The organism is Streptomyces sp. Pv4-95 (genome assembly GCF_045782725.1).
In the GTDB taxonomy this organism is placed as follows: domain Bacteria; phylum Actinomycetota; class Actinomycetes; order Streptomycetales; family Streptomycetaceae; genus Streptomyces.
Genome location: NZ_CP127172.1, coordinates 5,826,802 through 5,840,734, shown reverse-complemented (window position 1 = coordinate 5,840,734; position 13,933 = coordinate 5,826,802). Strand labels below are relative to the sequence as shown.

Below are 13,933 nucleotides of genomic sequence, written 5' to 3'. Positions count from 1 at the left end.
AGAGCAGAACGGCCCAGGCGGCAAACCTGCGCGAAGGAGGCCGGACATGGTGACTGGGGCTACTGGCCTGCACAGGCCCTCTAAGCCGTTCCACGGCAAGCCGCGCCACACACGCCTCGACGAACATCTGCCGGTGGACCACCGGCTCAGCCGGGTCTACCGCGTCGGCGCCGGGCTGATGGGCGTGGTGCTGGTGGTCTTCGGCGTCCTCGGTCTGATCGACAAGATCGGGTTCTTCGATACCGGCGGCGACACCGTGGCCGGGCTGAACACCAACGGCGCGCTGAGCGTGCTCTCGATCGTCGTCGGCGGCCTGCTCTTCGGCGGCATGGTGATCGGCGGCAATTTCGCCTCCACTCTGAACATCGTGTTCGGCCTCCTCTTCCTGCTGAGCGGATTCGTGAATCTGGCGCTGCTGGAAACGGATGCGAACTTCCTCGCCTTCGAGATCCAGAACGTGGTGTTCAGCTTCCTGGTGGGGCTGATGCTGCTGGTCTTCGGCATGTACGGACGGGTCAGCGGCGGTTTGCCGAACGACAACCCGTACTGGCGCACCAGGCATCCCGAGGAAGCGGAACGGCTGGCCAGGGCGCGGTTGCAGCCCGAGGGCGGAGTGGCAGCGGCCAAGCGGGCCGCGCTCCTGCGGGTGCAGGAGGGAGCGGGTACGGCCGCTCACGGTCCCCCCGCGCGCGGCGGCGTGATCGGACGGGCGGGCAGCTCCGCAGCCTCGGGAACACGGGGCGCACCCCCGGGAGGTTCCGGCGACTCCCCCGGCAGCTGACCGATTCGGCCCGCCGCCCCCCTCGGCCTCGGTTCCCGGCGCCAGGTCCCGGCCGGCATGTGGGCGGCGTGGCGTCAGGCAGGCCGACCGGCGGCAGGCAGGTCGTGAGCACTTGCCGCCGCCCCGCCGATCGTTCAGGGGGACCGGTGACCGGTGACCGGATTGCCAGTGGCCGGTAGCCGGTAGCCGGTACCGCCCACGCGTGAATGATCGTTCGCGGAGCGCACGAGGCGTCGCCGACGCATCGGCATCCGTGACCGCATACATGTCGGCGGACATGTGGCGCGGCGCGTCACCACTCGGGCAGGCGGCGCGCCAGTGACGCCGGTGGGAACCACGGATCAGAGAGACCAGGGATACCAGAGAGACCAGGAGACCAGGGAGATCAGGGAGATCAGGGAGAAGCATGAGGCAGTTGGGAGATGCAGCCTCCTCCACGGGCCGCACTGTTCACGGCGCGGCGGTGGAAGCGCTCGCGCAGCGGATCGTCAACGGCACATACGGAGAGGGAGAGACGCTCTCCGCCCCGGAGCTGATGGCGGAGCTGGACCTCAGCCAGACCGTCCTGCGTGAAGCCATCAAGGTGCTGACCACGAAGGGGCTGCTCGGCACTCGTCAGGAGCACGGCGCGGTCGTCCGCCCCCGGGACGAGTGGAATCTCCTGGACGCCGATGTGCTGCGCTGGAAGCTGGCGGCCGGCCCGTCGTCCGACTTCTTCGCCGACGTGCTCGAACTCCGCCGTTCCATCGAGCCCGCCGCGGCCGCTCTGGCGGCGGAGCGCCGTACCGACGACGACCTCGCCGCGCTGAATGCCGCGTTGAGCGCGATGGCGGCGACCGACAGCGACGCCGTGCTGCTCGTACGCGCCGACGCCTCCTTTCACACCGCGATGCTGATCGCGTCGAACAATCGCTTCTACGCCCAGATGTACCGGGTGATCGTGCCCGTGATCATCCAGCGGGACCGGGCCGTGCACGCCAACGGCGCGTCCGAGCACCCGTACGCGGCGCACGCCGCGGTCGTCGAGGCGGTGCGGGACCGGGATGTCGACGGTGCCTACATGGCAATGCTCGAACTGCTGGACATGTCCGCCCGTGATCACCCGTAGGCGCCGGTCCGCGCTCGCCACCCGCAGGCAGCCACCTGCGGGTGGCGGGTGTCCACGGGCGCACGCCCCCGGCCTCGCCCCATCGCGGAGCTCGCGGAGGGGTCCGGACGGGACCCCGTGGTACCCACACTTATCCGACCCTGTATACCCGTGGGAGATACACGGGGTTACCCGCGGAACCGCAACCACCACCGGAAACCACCACAGCGGACGCCACCACAGCGCACGCCGGCAGTCCCGGGACACACCGACCCCGGGACACCATCTCCGGGCACACCACACCGACACCGGAAACAGGAAGGGTCATGGACTTCACTACCGCGGGCTTCGGCACCGCACTGCGGGACGAGCGACTGGTCGCCATCATTCGGGGCACGGATGCGGAGGCATCGTTCCGTACGGTCATGGCGCTGGCGGAGGAGGGCGTTCCGCTGGTCGAGATCTCCCTCAGCGGAAGCGACGCCCTCGCCGTCATCGAGCGGGCGCGTGCCGCTCTCGGCGACGGGGCCTGGCTCGGCGCCGGTACCGTCCTGACCGCCGACGACGCCCGTCGCGCCGCCGATGCCGGGGCGAACCTCATGGTCACGCCCGGTCTGGGCGCCGGCCTGGAAGAGTCCGTACGCCGCGGGCTGCCGACCCTCGCCGGTGTGATGACACCGTCCGAAGTGATCGCGGCGAACGCGCTGGGCGCATCGGCCCTGAAGCTGTTCCCGGCGTCGGTGGGCGGTCCCGCCTATCTCCAGGCGCTCCGCGCCCCCTTCCCTGATCTGCCGTTCGTGCCGGTCGGCGGGGTCGACGCGGCCGCCGCGCGCGCGTACCTCGCCGCCGGAGCGGTGGCGGTCGGCGTCGGGTCGCCCCTGATCGGAGACGCCGCGGACGGCGGCGACCTGGCCGCGCTGCGCAAGCGCGCGGCGGAGTTCAAGGCGGTGTGTGCCCGATGACCAGGGGTTCTGACCGGTCCACCGAGCCGGGGACCGCGGGGTCTTCACCCCGGGAAGGCGCTCAGCACCCGGGGGTCCTCACCTTCGGCGAGACGATGGTCGCTCTGCGCGGCAGCGGCCCGCTGAAGCTCGGCGGCACGATGCAGGTCTCCGTCGCCGGCGCGGAGAGCAACGTCGCCATCGGACTGGCCAGGCTCGGCCACGCCGTCCGCTGGGGCGGGGCGGTCGGCGACGACGAGGCCGGCGAGCTGGTCCTTCGTACGCTGCGCGCCGAGGGCGTCGATGTCTCGGTCGCCTCGGCCGACCCGGAGGCGCCCACCGGGCTGATCCTCTTCGAGCCGCGGCTCCCCGAGGTCACCCGGGTGCACTACTACCGGGCCGGGTCGGCGGGCTCGCGGCTGACGGAAAGCGCCGTGGAACGCGCCTTCGCCGTCGCACCGCCCCGTGTCCTGCACCTGACCGGCATCACCCCGGCGCTGAGCCCCACCGCGGCCTCGGCGGCCCTCCTCGCGCTCCAACTCGCGCAGCAGGCGGGCAGCCTGGTCTGTCTCGACGTCAACTACCGCGCCCGTCTGTGGGCCGCCGACGAGGCGTCCCGTGTCCTGCGCACCTGGATCCCGTATGTGGACATCCTGATCGCCTCCGACGACGAACTCCTCCTGTGCCTGCCGCAGGACACCGACGAAGCGGGAGTGGCCGGTCCGCTCCCCGCTCAGGCGCGGCTGCTGCTCGACCTCGGCGTCAAGGAGGTCGTCGTCAAACTCGGAGCGGACGGAGCGAGGGTCTTCACCCGGGACGGCAGCTCGGACCGGCCCGCGAAATCCGTACGGCCCGTGGACCCGGTCGGGGCGGGCGATGCCTTCGTCGCCGGCTACCTCTCGTCCCTGCTCGACGGCGAGGAGCCGGCCGGGCGCCTCGAGCGAGCGGTGACCACCGGCGCGTTCGCGGTGGCCTCCCACGGTGACTGGGAGGGCGCGCCCACCAGGGCGGAGCTGAGCATGCTGGGCGCGCCACCCGGGACCGTCGTGCGCTGAGCGGCGTCGCGGCTAATCTGTGGCCATGCCTCGCTACGAGTACCGGTGCCGCCCCTGTGGCTCCACCTTCGAGCTGAACCGTCCCATGGCCGAGTCCTCGGCCCCGGCCGTCTGCCCCGATGGCCACGAGGACACCGTCAAGCTGCTGTCCGCGGTCGCCGTCGGCGGCTCCGCGTCCGCTCCCGCCCCGAGCGGTGGCGGGGGCGGCGGGGGCGGCTGCTGCGGAGGCGGCTGCTGCGGCTAGTCACGTAGCCGGGGCAGCGGTGCCGGGACGGTCGCCTCGGGTCGGTCGTCCCCGGGGCAGCCGTTCCGGGCCCAGCCCTCAGCCACCGACCGAGGGCTGACGCCGACGGCTGAAGCTCACCGCTTGCGCGCCACCGTCACCCCGTCCGCGACGGTGAGCATGACCGCCTCCATCCGCTTGTCGGCCGCGACATGGTCGTTGAACTCCTGGATGGCCCGCGCCGAACCGGTCGCCTCCGGGTCGACGACGCCGCCGTGGAAGAGGACGTTGTCCGCGACGATCAGACCGCCGGGCCGCAGCCGCGGCACCAGTTCCTCCCAGTACGCGATGTAGCCGCCCTTGTCCGCGTCGAGGTAGGCGAGATCGAGGTGCGGCTCCGCCGGGAGGGCCGCGAGAGTCTCCAGCGCGGGGGCGATCCGCAGGTCGATACGGTCCGCGACCCCGGCCCTGGCCCACGCCTCGCGGCCGTACGCGGTCCACTCCTCGGACACGTCGCAGGCGATCAACGTGCCGTCCGCGGGCAGCGCTTGGGCCATGGACAGGGCGGAGAACCCGGTGAACGTCCCGACCTCGACGACCCGCCGCGCCCCGATCAGCCGCACCAGGAACGCGAGCAGCGGCCCTTGCTCCTCCGCCGACTGCATACCGGCCGACTCGGGGAACTGCCGGTGGGTGGTCTCCACGAGTTCCCGCTGAACGGGGTCCAGCGGCGGGTTGTGGGCGAGGACGTAGTCATACATCTCCGCCGTGATCGGCGTGCTCTTCGACTCGGTCACTGACTCTCCTTCGATGCCGGACAGCGGGGCCGGCCGACATCCGGATTCGGCTCGGTCGACCGCCCCGGCGAGATTAGCCGAGCCCTGGAGCCGCCCTTCGCCGCCACGAGCCGGGTGCGGGCCAACTGCCCCGCCCCCGGCTCGTACCCGACCCCCGCGTGCCCGTGTCAGCCGCTGCCCTCCACCGCCGACGCACCGCTCAGGAAGGCCCGTACGATCTCCTCGCCCGCCGCGGCCCCGCGCTCCTGGAGTGCCGTGACGTGTGGCGCCTGCCAGCCGGAGTCCGCCAACTCGCCGTGGCCGGGCCGCCAGCCGCGGTCCGCGCCGAGCAGCAGATCGGCGTCGAGCAGCGAATCACCGGCCGCGAGGACCTCGGACGCCCCCGTACGGCGCGCCACCTCGGCCACGGCGGCGCTCTTGGTCAGCGGCTTCGGCACGGCGTAGATCTTGCGGCCCTGCAGGGAGACCGTCCAGCCGCGCTCCTCGGCCCAGCCGGTGAGGTCCTTGACCCAGGTCTCCGGGAGCAGGGACCGCTCCACGACGAGGTAGGCGAAGAGGTCCTCGGCCACGCGCTCCTTGAGCAGCCAGGACGGTTCCGCGGTGCGGACGAGGTGGGCGCGGACCTCGTCGAGGGGTGCGCAGTGCGACGCGAGCCGCTCCGCGACGGTGCGCTGCCAGTCCTGGTCCGACTCGCCCCGCACGAGAAGGTGCCCGCCGTTGGCGCAGATGGCGAACTCCGGTGCCGGTCCTGGGAGATGGATGCGGCCGTACTGTTCGCGGGTGCGCGTGGTGGTCGGCACGAAGGTGGTGCCGGCGGCCAGCTCGGCGAGCAGGGCTGCCGCCGTCTCCGTCATGAAGGACAGCGGCTTGCTCTCGTAGACCTCGACGCACAGCAGCCGTGGGGCCTGGGCGTCGGGCATGTCCAGGGCCAGCGCGGCGGCGGAGTAGATCAGGGTGCGGTCGAGGTCGCTCGCGACGATCACGCTCATCAGGAGGCCACCGCCTTGCCGTCGGCGCCGGTCGCCCCGCGGGTGAACCTCGGATGGATCAACCCCACGCAGCTGTACGGGAGTTCGCCGACCTCTTCGACGGGCACGCCGCGCTGTTCGGCCAGCAGGCGCACATGGTCGAGGTCGGCGCCCGCGCCCCGCTTGGCGAGGATCTTCCAGGGGACCCGGCGCAGCAGCACGCGGGTGGTCTCACCGACGCCGGGCTTGACGAGGTTGACGTCGTCGATGCCGTAAGCGGCGCTGATCCGTTCGACGGCGGCCCAGCCCGCCCAGGTGGGGGCCCGGTCGGCAGCGGCCAGTTCCCTGACGTCCCCGGCGACCTCCTCGGCGACGTCGTCGAAGTGCGCGCCGATCGCGTCCAGGAAGTCGCGCGACACGTCGGTGCCGGCCAGCTCCCGGTAGAACTTGGCGCCGTGGAAGTCGTCCGGGCCGACCAGGTCGTCGCGCAGCACGGTGCGCGATATGAGCCCGGAGACGGTGGAGTTCAGACAGGCCGACGGGATGAGGAAGTCGTCGCGGGTGCCGTAGGTCTCCACGCAGCCGCCCGGGTCGGCGAGGACGGCGATCCGCGGGTCGAAGCCCGGGAAGTCCGCGAGTGCCTGGGCGAGTTCGCGGGTGATGGCGCCCTTGCCGGTCCAGCCGTCCACGAAGACGACGTCCGCCGGGTCGTGGTGCGCCGCGAGCCAGCGCAGTGCTGTGGTGTCGATGCCCCGGCCGCGCACGATCGAGACGGCGTAGTGCGGCAGGTCGAGGCCGTGTGCGTGCTGTGCCCAGCGGCGCATCAGCACCCCGACGGGTGTGCCGGCGCGGGCCAGCGAGACGAGTACCGGCCGCGCCTGGGGGGCTCCGGGGCGCTGCCGTTCGGCGAGCACCGTGTCGGTGACGGCGCCGACCGCCCGCGCGATCCGGCGGGCGGAGGTCCGCAGCGCGCTGTGGAACAGGGCCTGGTACTGCTCGCTCGGCTGGTATTCGACGGGCAGCGACTCGGCGTAGTGGGCGCCGCCTCGCTGGATGGCCTCCTCGCGCTCCTCCGTGGGCGCTTCCAGCGTGACGTCGGAGAGGTCCTGGAGCAGCCAGCCGACCTCGTCGGGAGCGTACGAGGAGAACGCGGGGCCGCGCAGCGGCTCGGGCAGCGGCATGGAAGGAGCCTGTCGTCGCGAGGGGTGGGGTGCTGCGGTCTCGTGCGCGGCCCGGCCGGCCGTCCCGCGGGGCTGCCCCGACGGTGCCGCGGCCTGCGGGGCGTACGAGGGGACGACGGCCAGGAGCAGTCGGTCGGTGTGCTCGGCGAGGCGGTCCAGCAGGCCGCCGGTGGCGTGCAGTTCGGTGCGGTCGCCACTGGAATCCACGACGGCCACGATGGCGTCGAAGCCGCGGTCCGGGTCGGCGCCGGCCGCCACGTTGTAGGCGTACCGCTCCCCCGGGCCGTCGGCCGGCCCGTCATGGGCGGGGAAGGACAGGCGGGTCCGTATCGCGTAGCCGGGATCGTCGACCGCGAGCACCGGCGAGCGGGTGGTGGTCGAGAAGGAGACCGACGCGTCCCCGGCCACGCCGCCGAGCCGCGCGTCCAGCGCCTCGGCGATCCGCAGCGGCGCGTACATCAGCTCCTCGTTGCCGAGAACGAGGATGCGCCGGGCGCCGTCCAGCTGCGCCGCGAGCCGGGCGGCCACGTCCGGCAGGGCGGCCTCCAGGCGCTCGCGGTGGGCGGGCGTGAAGCCGTGCCGGCCGCCGTCCGGCAGCCCGGCGGGCCAGTCGAGGTCGACCCGTACGGCGGGCGCCCGGCGTACGGGCGCACCGGCCTTCGCCGCCCCCTGTGCCGCAGCGGCCTCATGGGCGGCCACGAGCTCCTGCCCGCGCTCCAGGACGGCCGGCGGCAGCCGCACACCGCCCGCCGCCAGGGCCACGAGGTCGACGCGGGCGCCCAGTTCCGCCGCGAACTTCTCCAGCCTGCTGCGGTCCTCGTCGGAGCGCATGTCGACAAGCGCGACCACGACATACCGGTCCCGCGGGAAGCGCGCGTGCAGCGACTTGATGGTGTTGAGCACCGTCCTGCCGGTGGAGAACTCGTCGTCGACGAGCACCAGCGGGCCGTCCCCGGCGAGGAGGGCCGGGTCCTCCGGGAGCAGCAGATGGGACGTCGCGTGGCTGTGCTCCTCCTCGAAACCGCCCACCGCCTCGACGCCCGCCACGGGACGGCGGGTGGAGTGCAGATACGGGGCGAGAGCCAGACCGTCGGCGACGGAGTGCCCCAGGCCGGTGGCGGTCTCGGCGTATCCCAGGACGACGGAGCGGGCGGCGGCCTCCTCGCCCAGCAGCTCGCGCACCCGGCGCCCCAGACCGAAGCCGGCGCCGTGCACGGCTCCCGGGCGCTGCGGGACGTGTTTGCCCAGGACGTTCGACACGAGCAGATGGGCCCGCTTGGGGTTGCGCCGCAACGCGAGCCCCAGCAGCTCCGGCAGCTCGTCCCCGCCGCTCAGCGAGACCCCGAGCCGCTCGGCGACCCACTCTCCTGTCCACACCACGCGCTTTGTCTCCTCCGTCATATCGCTCGCCGCCTTCCGCGGCCTGCTCCCCGCCGTCCCGGCCGGGGCTTCATCCGTCACACCGTCCGCCGCGGACGCGCCGCCGTCGCCGGCGCCGTCGTACGTCGCGGTCCGCTCCACCCTGCTCCCCGTCCCGTGGGGGGCGCCAGGGGCCGGGCCTAGGGGAGGCTCGCGGTCAGCAGCTCCACGAAGCCGACCCCCTCCCGCGCCACGCCGAAGGCCTCCGCCCGCAGCAGGGTCCGCTCCGCCCAGGCGCGGTGCGGTTTCACCTCGTTCATCTTGTTCGTGTAGGCGGAGCGCAGCACTCCGCCGTCGCACCGCTCGGGCCGCAGGATGTCCCCGGCGTCGCTGAACTCCTCGTGGCTGACGACCGAAAGGGCGTGGACCGGCGCGACGTGCGAGGGGTGGATGCAGGTCTTGCCCTGCAGCCCGTTGGCGCGGTCCAGCTCGATCTCGCGCAGCAGGCCGTCCATGTCGTGCTCGATCAGCGCCGTACGCAATTCCTCGGCCCGGCCGAGGAAGGGGCTGCGGCGCAGCTGTGGCTTGAACATGCGCTCGTGGAGGCGGAAGTACTCCCACACGGGGCCGGTGATGGTGAAGCCCGTGCCGTCCGCGCGTCCCAGCACATTCACCACGTCGGAGATCACGGAGGCGACGATGTGGACGTCGTACGCGGTCATGTCCGGCGCCCTGCGCAGGCCGTAGGCGGAGCAGAAGTCCGTGACACCCAGCCGCAGCGCCAGGACCCGTTCGCGGTGCGCCCCGACGGTCCTGGCTATGCCTTGCAGGGTCTGCGCGCGGGTCTCCAGGTGCAGCAGCTGCGGGGATTCGAGGACCGGCATGGCGAACAGCCGCCGGCCGCACGCCGACTCGGCCGAGGCCAGCGCCTCCAGGAACGGCACGCCGCGCTCCTCGGTGAACTTCGGCAGGACGAACCCGGACAACCGCCGCACGGCCGGGCCGATGCGGTCCACCAGATCCGGTATCTGACCGGGCGTGCGGACCCTGATGAACAGCAGCGGGAGGTCGGCGCCGGAGGCCGCCTCCTCGTCGAGCGCGGCGAACTGCCGGACGAGGTTGGCCTCGCCGGCCTGCACATCACCGTCGCCTATGGAGTCCTCCAGGCACAGGACCATGGACCGCACGCCGTGCCCGGCCTGCTTGAGAATGTCGGCGGCCAGACGCGGGCGGGTGGCAGGGCTGTAGAGCGTCGCACCGAGGGCGGCCGCGAGAATGCGGGCCGGGGAGTCGGGAGTGAACTCCGCGGGCTCCTGGTGGAACAGTGCCTTGCGAGTGTCGGGCGCAAGGTGCCCAAAATGACGCATACAACTCCCCGTATACAGGCGGGACCCGGTCACGCCCACTGCGTCTCGCTGTCTGGATCCAGCCGGTAATCGTACGTGCGCCGGGGTGTCATTAGTTCCCCGGCGCATGAAAATCTCGTAACCCGCCCAAGTCGCCCAGATGTCCACGACCCCGGCGGCCCCGAGGCGCCCGGGGACCGGTGCGCGCGCCCCCTGCCACGCCGGTCGGGCCCCCGCGTTGTCCCTGCGACCTCCGGGAAGGCAGGATTACGGCATGACGCACGCGATGTTGAAAGGGTCGAACGTACCCCTCGACGCCACGGCCGTACGGGCCGTCCTGCGCTGGACACCCGGCGCCGGCGTCCCGGATGTCGATGCCTCGGCTCTCTTGGTGGGTCCCGAGGGAAGCGTGCGCTCCGACGAGGACTTCATCTTCTACAACCAGCCGCGGCACCCGAGCGGGCTGGTCCGGCATCTGCCCAAGACCCGTCTCGCCGACAGCCTGACGGAGACCATCGAGGCGGATCTGGCCACCCTCGACCCGGCAGTGGACCGGGTGGTGCTCACCGCGTCGACGGATGGTGGCGCGTTCTCGCTGGTGCCGGATCTCCGGGTGCTGCTGTACGACGCCGCAGTAACTGACGGGGAGCCGCTCGCGGTGTTCGACGTGGTGCCCGAGACGGGCGACGAGACGGCGCTGATCTGCGGGGAACTGTACCGCCGCGCGGACAGCTGGAAGTTCCGCGCGCTGGGCCAGGGGTACGAGACCGGGCTGGTCGGTCTGGCCACCGAGTTCGGGATCTCGGTGGAGGGCGACCCGTCCTCCGGGCGTACGGCCCGGCAGGAAGCGGAGGCGGACCCGGACGCGACGGTCGCGGTGACCCCCGGCCAGGAACCCGGCAGCGAGCAGCCGGCGGCCGACGGGCCTAACGCCCCCGGACCGGCGCAGGGCGGGCCCGAAGTCCCGGCCGGCATTCCCTCTCAGGGCGCCCCCGCGGTCCCCTCGTCGCCGCCGCCGAGCGCCTGGCCCGAGGAAGCCGTCAGCCCGCCCGTCGCGGCGGACGCGCAGTCCTATCCGGCGCCGGATCCGGACGCCGTCACCCAACATATGGCCGACCCGGGGGCGGAGCCGGTCTCCGCAGCCCCGCCTGCCGCCCCGCCGCAGACCCTTCCGCCGCAGCCCACCGACGGCTACGGCTATCCGCAGAACTTCCCGCCGCCACCGGCGCAGCCCCCCGCCCAGCCCGGTTACGGCTATCCGGGGCCGCCGCCCGGGCAACCGCAGTACCAGCCGCAGCCGTCCGCGTACGGCTATCCGCAGCAGCCCCCGCCGCCACAGCAGCAGCCGTACCCCGGTGCGACATATGGCCAGCCGGCGCCGCAGCCGTTCGTGCCGGACCCGTCGTTCGTCCTGCCGCCCCAGGGGCCGCAGTTCCAACGCCGCTGACGGGGGTACCCGCGGAGCAGCCGTCCCGGGCAGGCCACGAGCCCCCGGGACGGCGTTCCGGCCGGAGCAGCCGGGCCGCTCGCGCACCGCCCCGCAGGCGCTCCGCTGAGCACCGGGCCTCAGACCTTCGACTTGTACCCCCGGCCCCAATGCAGCCCCCAGCCGTACAGCCGGTCCAACTCCGCCTGGAAGCCGTAGACGTACTTGACCTCGCGCCGCACGGTCAGCTCGCCCTTGTTGTTCTCCAGCATGAAGATGGCGCAGGAACGGGCCTGCGGAGCTCGCTCGTCGAGCCTGATCTCCATCCGGGGCCCGGTGCTCGGGTAGAGCGTCACGACGGCATGCGTACGGTCGAACGCGGGCGTCCCGTCGTAGATGTAGACGAAGATCAGCAGCCGCTTGATCTCGTCGCGGTGGTCCATGTTGATGTACAGCGTCTCGCCGGACGGTGAGCCGAACCGGTCGTCGCCACTGAGCTGCACATAGGGCGAGGCGTTGAGATCGCCGAGGAAGTTGCCCAGCGGCTGCACCACACCCTTGGTGCCGTCCTTGAGTTCGTACAGACAGGCCAGATCCAGGTCGATCTTGACCACGGCCGGGCCCTGGGCCTGCACGATCTCCGGTTTGAACAACTTGCCCGGATTCCGCCATAAACCCTTGCGTCCCCCGCTGCGCTCACCGAGGTCGGAGGTCCGCATCTGCCAGTGCAGATTGACCCGCAGATGCCCGCTGGCCGCGCCCTGCTTGGTCAGCGAGACGACCGGATTGCGTTTCGTCAGCTCGACGACGTACGACGCTCCGCCGTTGTCGTACTTCGGCGCGCCACCGCGCCACCAGTTCTCCAGGAACGACACCTTGCCCCACCCCATTGCTCGGCCCCTACTGCCGCGGGGCGGCCCCGAGGTCTGCACCCCGGTGGCCGCCCCGCAGAGAGCGTTCCTCAATCAGCGCCGCGTAATCACACTCCGGACGTGACTTCCGCCTTCTCCCCCGGTGTGTCCCCCGGTTTCCCCTCGCGCTTGTTGCGCACCACCGAGGACCAGAAGGACGCTCCGATCAGCACCAGGCCCACAAGGCCGGTGATGACCTCGTTGATCTCGTACTTGATCGTGACGAGGAGGATGACGGCGAGCGCGCCGATCGCGTAGTGCGCGCCGTGCTCCAGGTAGACGTAGTCGTCCAGGGTCCCCTGGCGGACGAGGTAGACCGTCAGCGAGCGGATGTACATCGCGCCGATGCCCAGACCCAGCGCCATCTCGAAGATGTCGTTGGTGATGGCGAACGCGCCGATGACACCGTCGAAGGAGAAGGACGCGTCGATGACCTCGAGGTAGAGGAACATGAAGAACGCGGCCTTGCCGGCCAGGCCGACGGCCGCACCGGTGCCGCCCTTCTTGGCCGCTGCCGCCTCCTCGGCTTCCTCTTCCTCCTCCAGCTTGTCCTCGAAGAACCCGGAGACTCCGCCGACGACGAGGTAGGTGATGAGGCCGGCGACGCCGGACAGCAGGACCGTGGCGCTCTTGTCACCGCCGTGCGGGACGTCGGTGGCAAGCGTCATGGCGGTCACCAGCAGGGCGACCAGGGCGATGATGACGGACAGGGTGTCGAGCTTGCCCAGCTTGCCCAGCGGCTTCTCCAGCCACGCCAGCCACTTGTAGTCGCGTTCCTCGAAGATGAAGTCGAGGAAGATCATCAGCAGGAAGATGCCACCGAAGGCCGCGATGGCCGGGTGCGCGCTGGTGACCAGCTCCTCGTAATGCGCCTTGTCGTTGATGGCGAGATTGACTGCCTCGATCGGCCCCAGTTTCGCGGTGATCGCGACGATGACGACCGGGAAGACCAGCCGCATGCCGAAGACCGCGATGAGAATGCCGATGGTCAGGAAGATCTTCTGCCAGAAGGCGTTCATCTTGCGCAGGATGCCGGCGTTGATGACGGCGTTGTCGAACGAGAGCGAGATCTCCAGGATGGAGAGGATCCCGACAATCGCGAGCCCCCGCCACCCCCAGAGCACGCCGGCCAGAGCCAGGCCGAGCACCGTGACGGCGAACGACCAGCCAAAGGTTTTCAGGAGCACTGCCTACCCAATCCCTCGCTGTTTGGGGTCCCCCGCGCGCAGCGCGCGGTGTCTTTTACGAAACGTTGACCCCGAAGTCTAGAGCGATGCCTCGCAGCCCCGACGCGTACCCCTGGCCCACCGCCCTGAACTTCCACTCGCCGTTGTAGCGGTACAGCTCGCCGAAGATCATTGCGGTTTCGCTGGAGGCGTCCTCGCTGAGGTCGTAGCGCGCGAGTTCGCTGCCGTCGGCCTGGTTGACGACGCGGATGAAGGCGTTGCTGACCTGGCCGAAGCTCTGGCCGCGCACTTCGGCCTCATGGATCGAGACCGGAAAGACGATCTTGTCGACCGCCTCGGGGACCTGGGGAAGGTCCACGAGGATCGACTCGTCGTCGCCCTCGCCCTCGCCGGTGAGGTTGTCACCGGTGTGCTCGACGGAGCCCTCGGGGCTCTTGAGGTTGTTGTAGAAGACGAAGTACTCGTCCCCCAGCACCCGGCCCGATCCGCACAGCAGCGCGCTGGCATCGAGATCGAAAGGCGCTCCGGTCGTGGAGCGCGCGTCCCAGCCGAGGCCGACCATGATCTGCGTGAGATTCGGAGCGGCCTTGGACAGGGAGACATTGCCCCCCTTGGCAAGCGTGACGCCCATAGTTTGCTTCCTCCCCGGTGTCGGTGCGGGCCGTGCCCAC

The 13,933-nt window shown here is 71.4% G+C and carries 13 protein-coding genes; 6 read left to right on the top strand and 7 right to left on the bottom strand.

The window, feature by feature from the left end:
* Positions 1 to 46 precede the first annotated feature (46 nt).
* The 5 genes from QOM21_RS25570 to QOM21_RS25550 all read left to right on the top strand — a co-directional run bounded on the left by QOM21_RS25570 (position 47) and on the right by QOM21_RS25550 (position 4,108).
* Positions 47 to 781, top strand: coding sequence for a DUF4383 domain-containing protein (locus QOM21_RS25570; protein WP_407553363.1), 735 nt, complete (start codon positions 47 to 49; stop codon positions 779 to 781).
* 406 nt (positions 782 to 1,187) lie between these two features.
* Entirely contained in the window at positions 1,188 to 1,889 is a 702-nt protein-coding gene (locus tag QOM21_RS25565) for a FadR/GntR family transcriptional regulator (RefSeq protein WP_407553362.1), read from the top strand.
* A 305-nt stretch (positions 1,890 to 2,194) separates the two neighbouring features.
* Complete coding sequence (locus QOM21_RS25560; protein ID WP_407553361.1) at positions 2,195 to 2,830, top strand: bifunctional 4-hydroxy-2-oxoglutarate aldolase/2-dehydro-3-deoxy-phosphogluconate aldolase; 636 nt, start codon at positions 2,195 to 2,197, stop codon at positions 2,828 to 2,830.
* Entirely contained in the window at positions 2,827 to 3,864 is a 1,038-nt protein-coding gene (locus QOM21_RS25555) for a sugar kinase (RefSeq protein WP_407553360.1), read from the top strand. Before QOM21_RS25560 ends, QOM21_RS25555 begins: the two co-directional genes overlap by 4 nt.
* A 25-nt stretch (positions 3,865 to 3,889) precedes the next feature.
* Positions 3,890 to 4,108 (top strand): FmdB family zinc ribbon protein, encoded by a 219-nt coding sequence (locus QOM21_RS25550; protein ID WP_407553359.1) that lies wholly within the window; start codon positions 3,890 to 3,892, stop codon positions 4,106 to 4,108.
* A 116-nt stretch (positions 4,109 to 4,224) separates the two neighbouring features.
* On the opposite strand, the gene QOM21_RS25545 is transcribed toward QOM21_RS25550, so the two are convergent.
* From QOM21_RS25545 to QOM21_RS25530, 4 genes are all read right to left on the bottom strand, one after another.
* On the bottom strand, positions 4,225 to 4,848 hold the full coding sequence (locus QOM21_RS25545) for an O-methyltransferase (protein WP_407555806.1): 624 nt from the start codon (positions 4,846 to 4,848) through the stop codon (positions 4,225 to 4,227).
* Between the two features lie 203 nt (positions 4,849 to 5,051).
* A complete protein-coding gene (locus QOM21_RS25540) occupies positions 5,052 to 5,873 on the bottom strand; it encodes an HAD family hydrolase (RefSeq protein ID WP_407553358.1) in 822 nt (273 codons plus the stop codon).
* A complete protein-coding gene (locus QOM21_RS25535; protein WP_407553357.1) occupies positions 5,873 to 8,434 on the bottom strand; it encodes a phosphoribosyltransferase in 2,562 nt (853 codons plus the stop codon). The genes QOM21_RS25540 and QOM21_RS25535 overlap by 1 nt, the downstream gene beginning before the upstream one ends.
* A gap of 158 nt (positions 8,435 to 8,592) precedes the next feature.
* Complete coding sequence (locus tag QOM21_RS25530) at positions 8,593 to 9,759, bottom strand: HpcH/HpaI aldolase/citrate lyase family protein (protein WP_407553356.1); 1,167 nt, start codon at positions 9,757 to 9,759, stop codon at positions 8,593 to 8,595.
* Between the two features lie 253 nt (positions 9,760 to 10,012).
* Between QOM21_RS25530 and QOM21_RS25525 the strand changes: the two genes are divergently transcribed.
* The gene (locus QOM21_RS25525; protein WP_407553355.1) at positions 10,013 to 11,185 is read left to right on the top strand and encodes a TerD family protein; all 1,173 of its coding nucleotides are present in this window, start codon (positions 10,013 to 10,015) and stop codon (positions 11,183 to 11,185) included.
* A gap of 119 nt (positions 11,186 to 11,304) precedes the next feature.
* Here QOM21_RS25525 and QOM21_RS25520 read toward each other — a convergent pair whose 3' ends face one another.
* The 3 genes from QOM21_RS25520 to QOM21_RS25510 all read right to left on the bottom strand — a co-directional run bounded on the left by QOM21_RS25520 (position 11,305) and on the right by QOM21_RS25510 (position 13,893).
* The gene (locus QOM21_RS25520; protein WP_407553354.1) at positions 11,305 to 12,054 is read right to left on the bottom strand and encodes a Tellurium resistance; all 750 of its coding nucleotides are present in this window, start codon (positions 12,052 to 12,054) and stop codon (positions 11,305 to 11,307) included.
* Positions 12,055 to 12,143: 89 nt separating this feature from the next.
* Positions 12,144 to 13,262: a DUF475 domain-containing protein gene (locus QOM21_RS25515; RefSeq protein WP_407553353.1), complete on the bottom strand. Its 1,119-nt coding sequence runs from the start codon at positions 13,260 to 13,262 to the stop codon at positions 12,144 to 12,146.
* A gap of 55 nt (positions 13,263 to 13,317) precedes the next feature.
* Entirely contained in the window at positions 13,318 to 13,893 is a 576-nt protein-coding gene (locus tag QOM21_RS25510) for a TerD family protein (protein WP_407553352.1), read from the bottom strand.
* Positions 13,894 to 13,933: the final 40 nt, after the last annotated feature.

Coding starts and splice junctions, on each gene's coding strand:
- QOM21_RS25520 (WP_407553354.1), bottom strand. CDS start 12,054: ATGGGGTGGGGCAAGGTGTCGTTCCTGGAGAACTGGTGGCGCGGTGGC.
- QOM21_RS25510 (WP_407553352.1), bottom strand. CDS start 13,893: ATGGGCGTCACGCTTGCCAAGGGGGGCAATGTCTCCCTGTCCAAGGCC.
- QOM21_RS25570 (WP_407553363.1), top strand. CDS start 47: ATGGTGACTGGGGCTACTGGCCTGCACAGGCCCTCTAAGCCGTTCCAC.
- QOM21_RS25530 (WP_407553356.1), bottom strand. CDS start 9,759: ATGCGTCATTTTGGGCACCTTGCGCCCGACACTCGCAAGGCACTGTTC.
- QOM21_RS25535 (WP_407553357.1), bottom strand. CDS start 8,434: ATGACGGAGGAGACAAAGCGCGTGGTGTGGACAGGAGAGTGGGTCGCC.
- QOM21_RS25560 (WP_407553361.1), top strand. CDS start 2,195: ATGGACTTCACTACCGCGGGCTTCGGCACCGCACTGCGGGACGAGCGA.
- QOM21_RS25545 (WP_407555806.1), bottom strand. CDS start 4,848: ATGTATGACTACGTCCTCGCCCACAACCCGCCGCTGGACCCCGTTCAG.
- QOM21_RS25525 (WP_407553355.1), top strand. CDS start 10,013: ATGACGCACGCGATGTTGAAAGGGTCGAACGTACCCCTCGACGCCACG.
- QOM21_RS25555 (WP_407553360.1), top strand. CDS start 2,827: ATGACCAGGGGTTCTGACCGGTCCACCGAGCCGGGGACCGCGGGGTCT.
- QOM21_RS25540 (WP_407553358.1), bottom strand. CDS start 5,873: ATGAGCGTGATCGTCGCGAGCGACCTCGACCGCACCCTGATCTACTCC.
- QOM21_RS25565 (WP_407553362.1), top strand. CDS start 1,188: ATGAGGCAGTTGGGAGATGCAGCCTCCTCCACGGGCCGCACTGTTCAC.
- QOM21_RS25550 (WP_407553359.1), top strand. CDS start 3,890: ATGCCTCGCTACGAGTACCGGTGCCGCCCCTGTGGCTCCACCTTCGAG.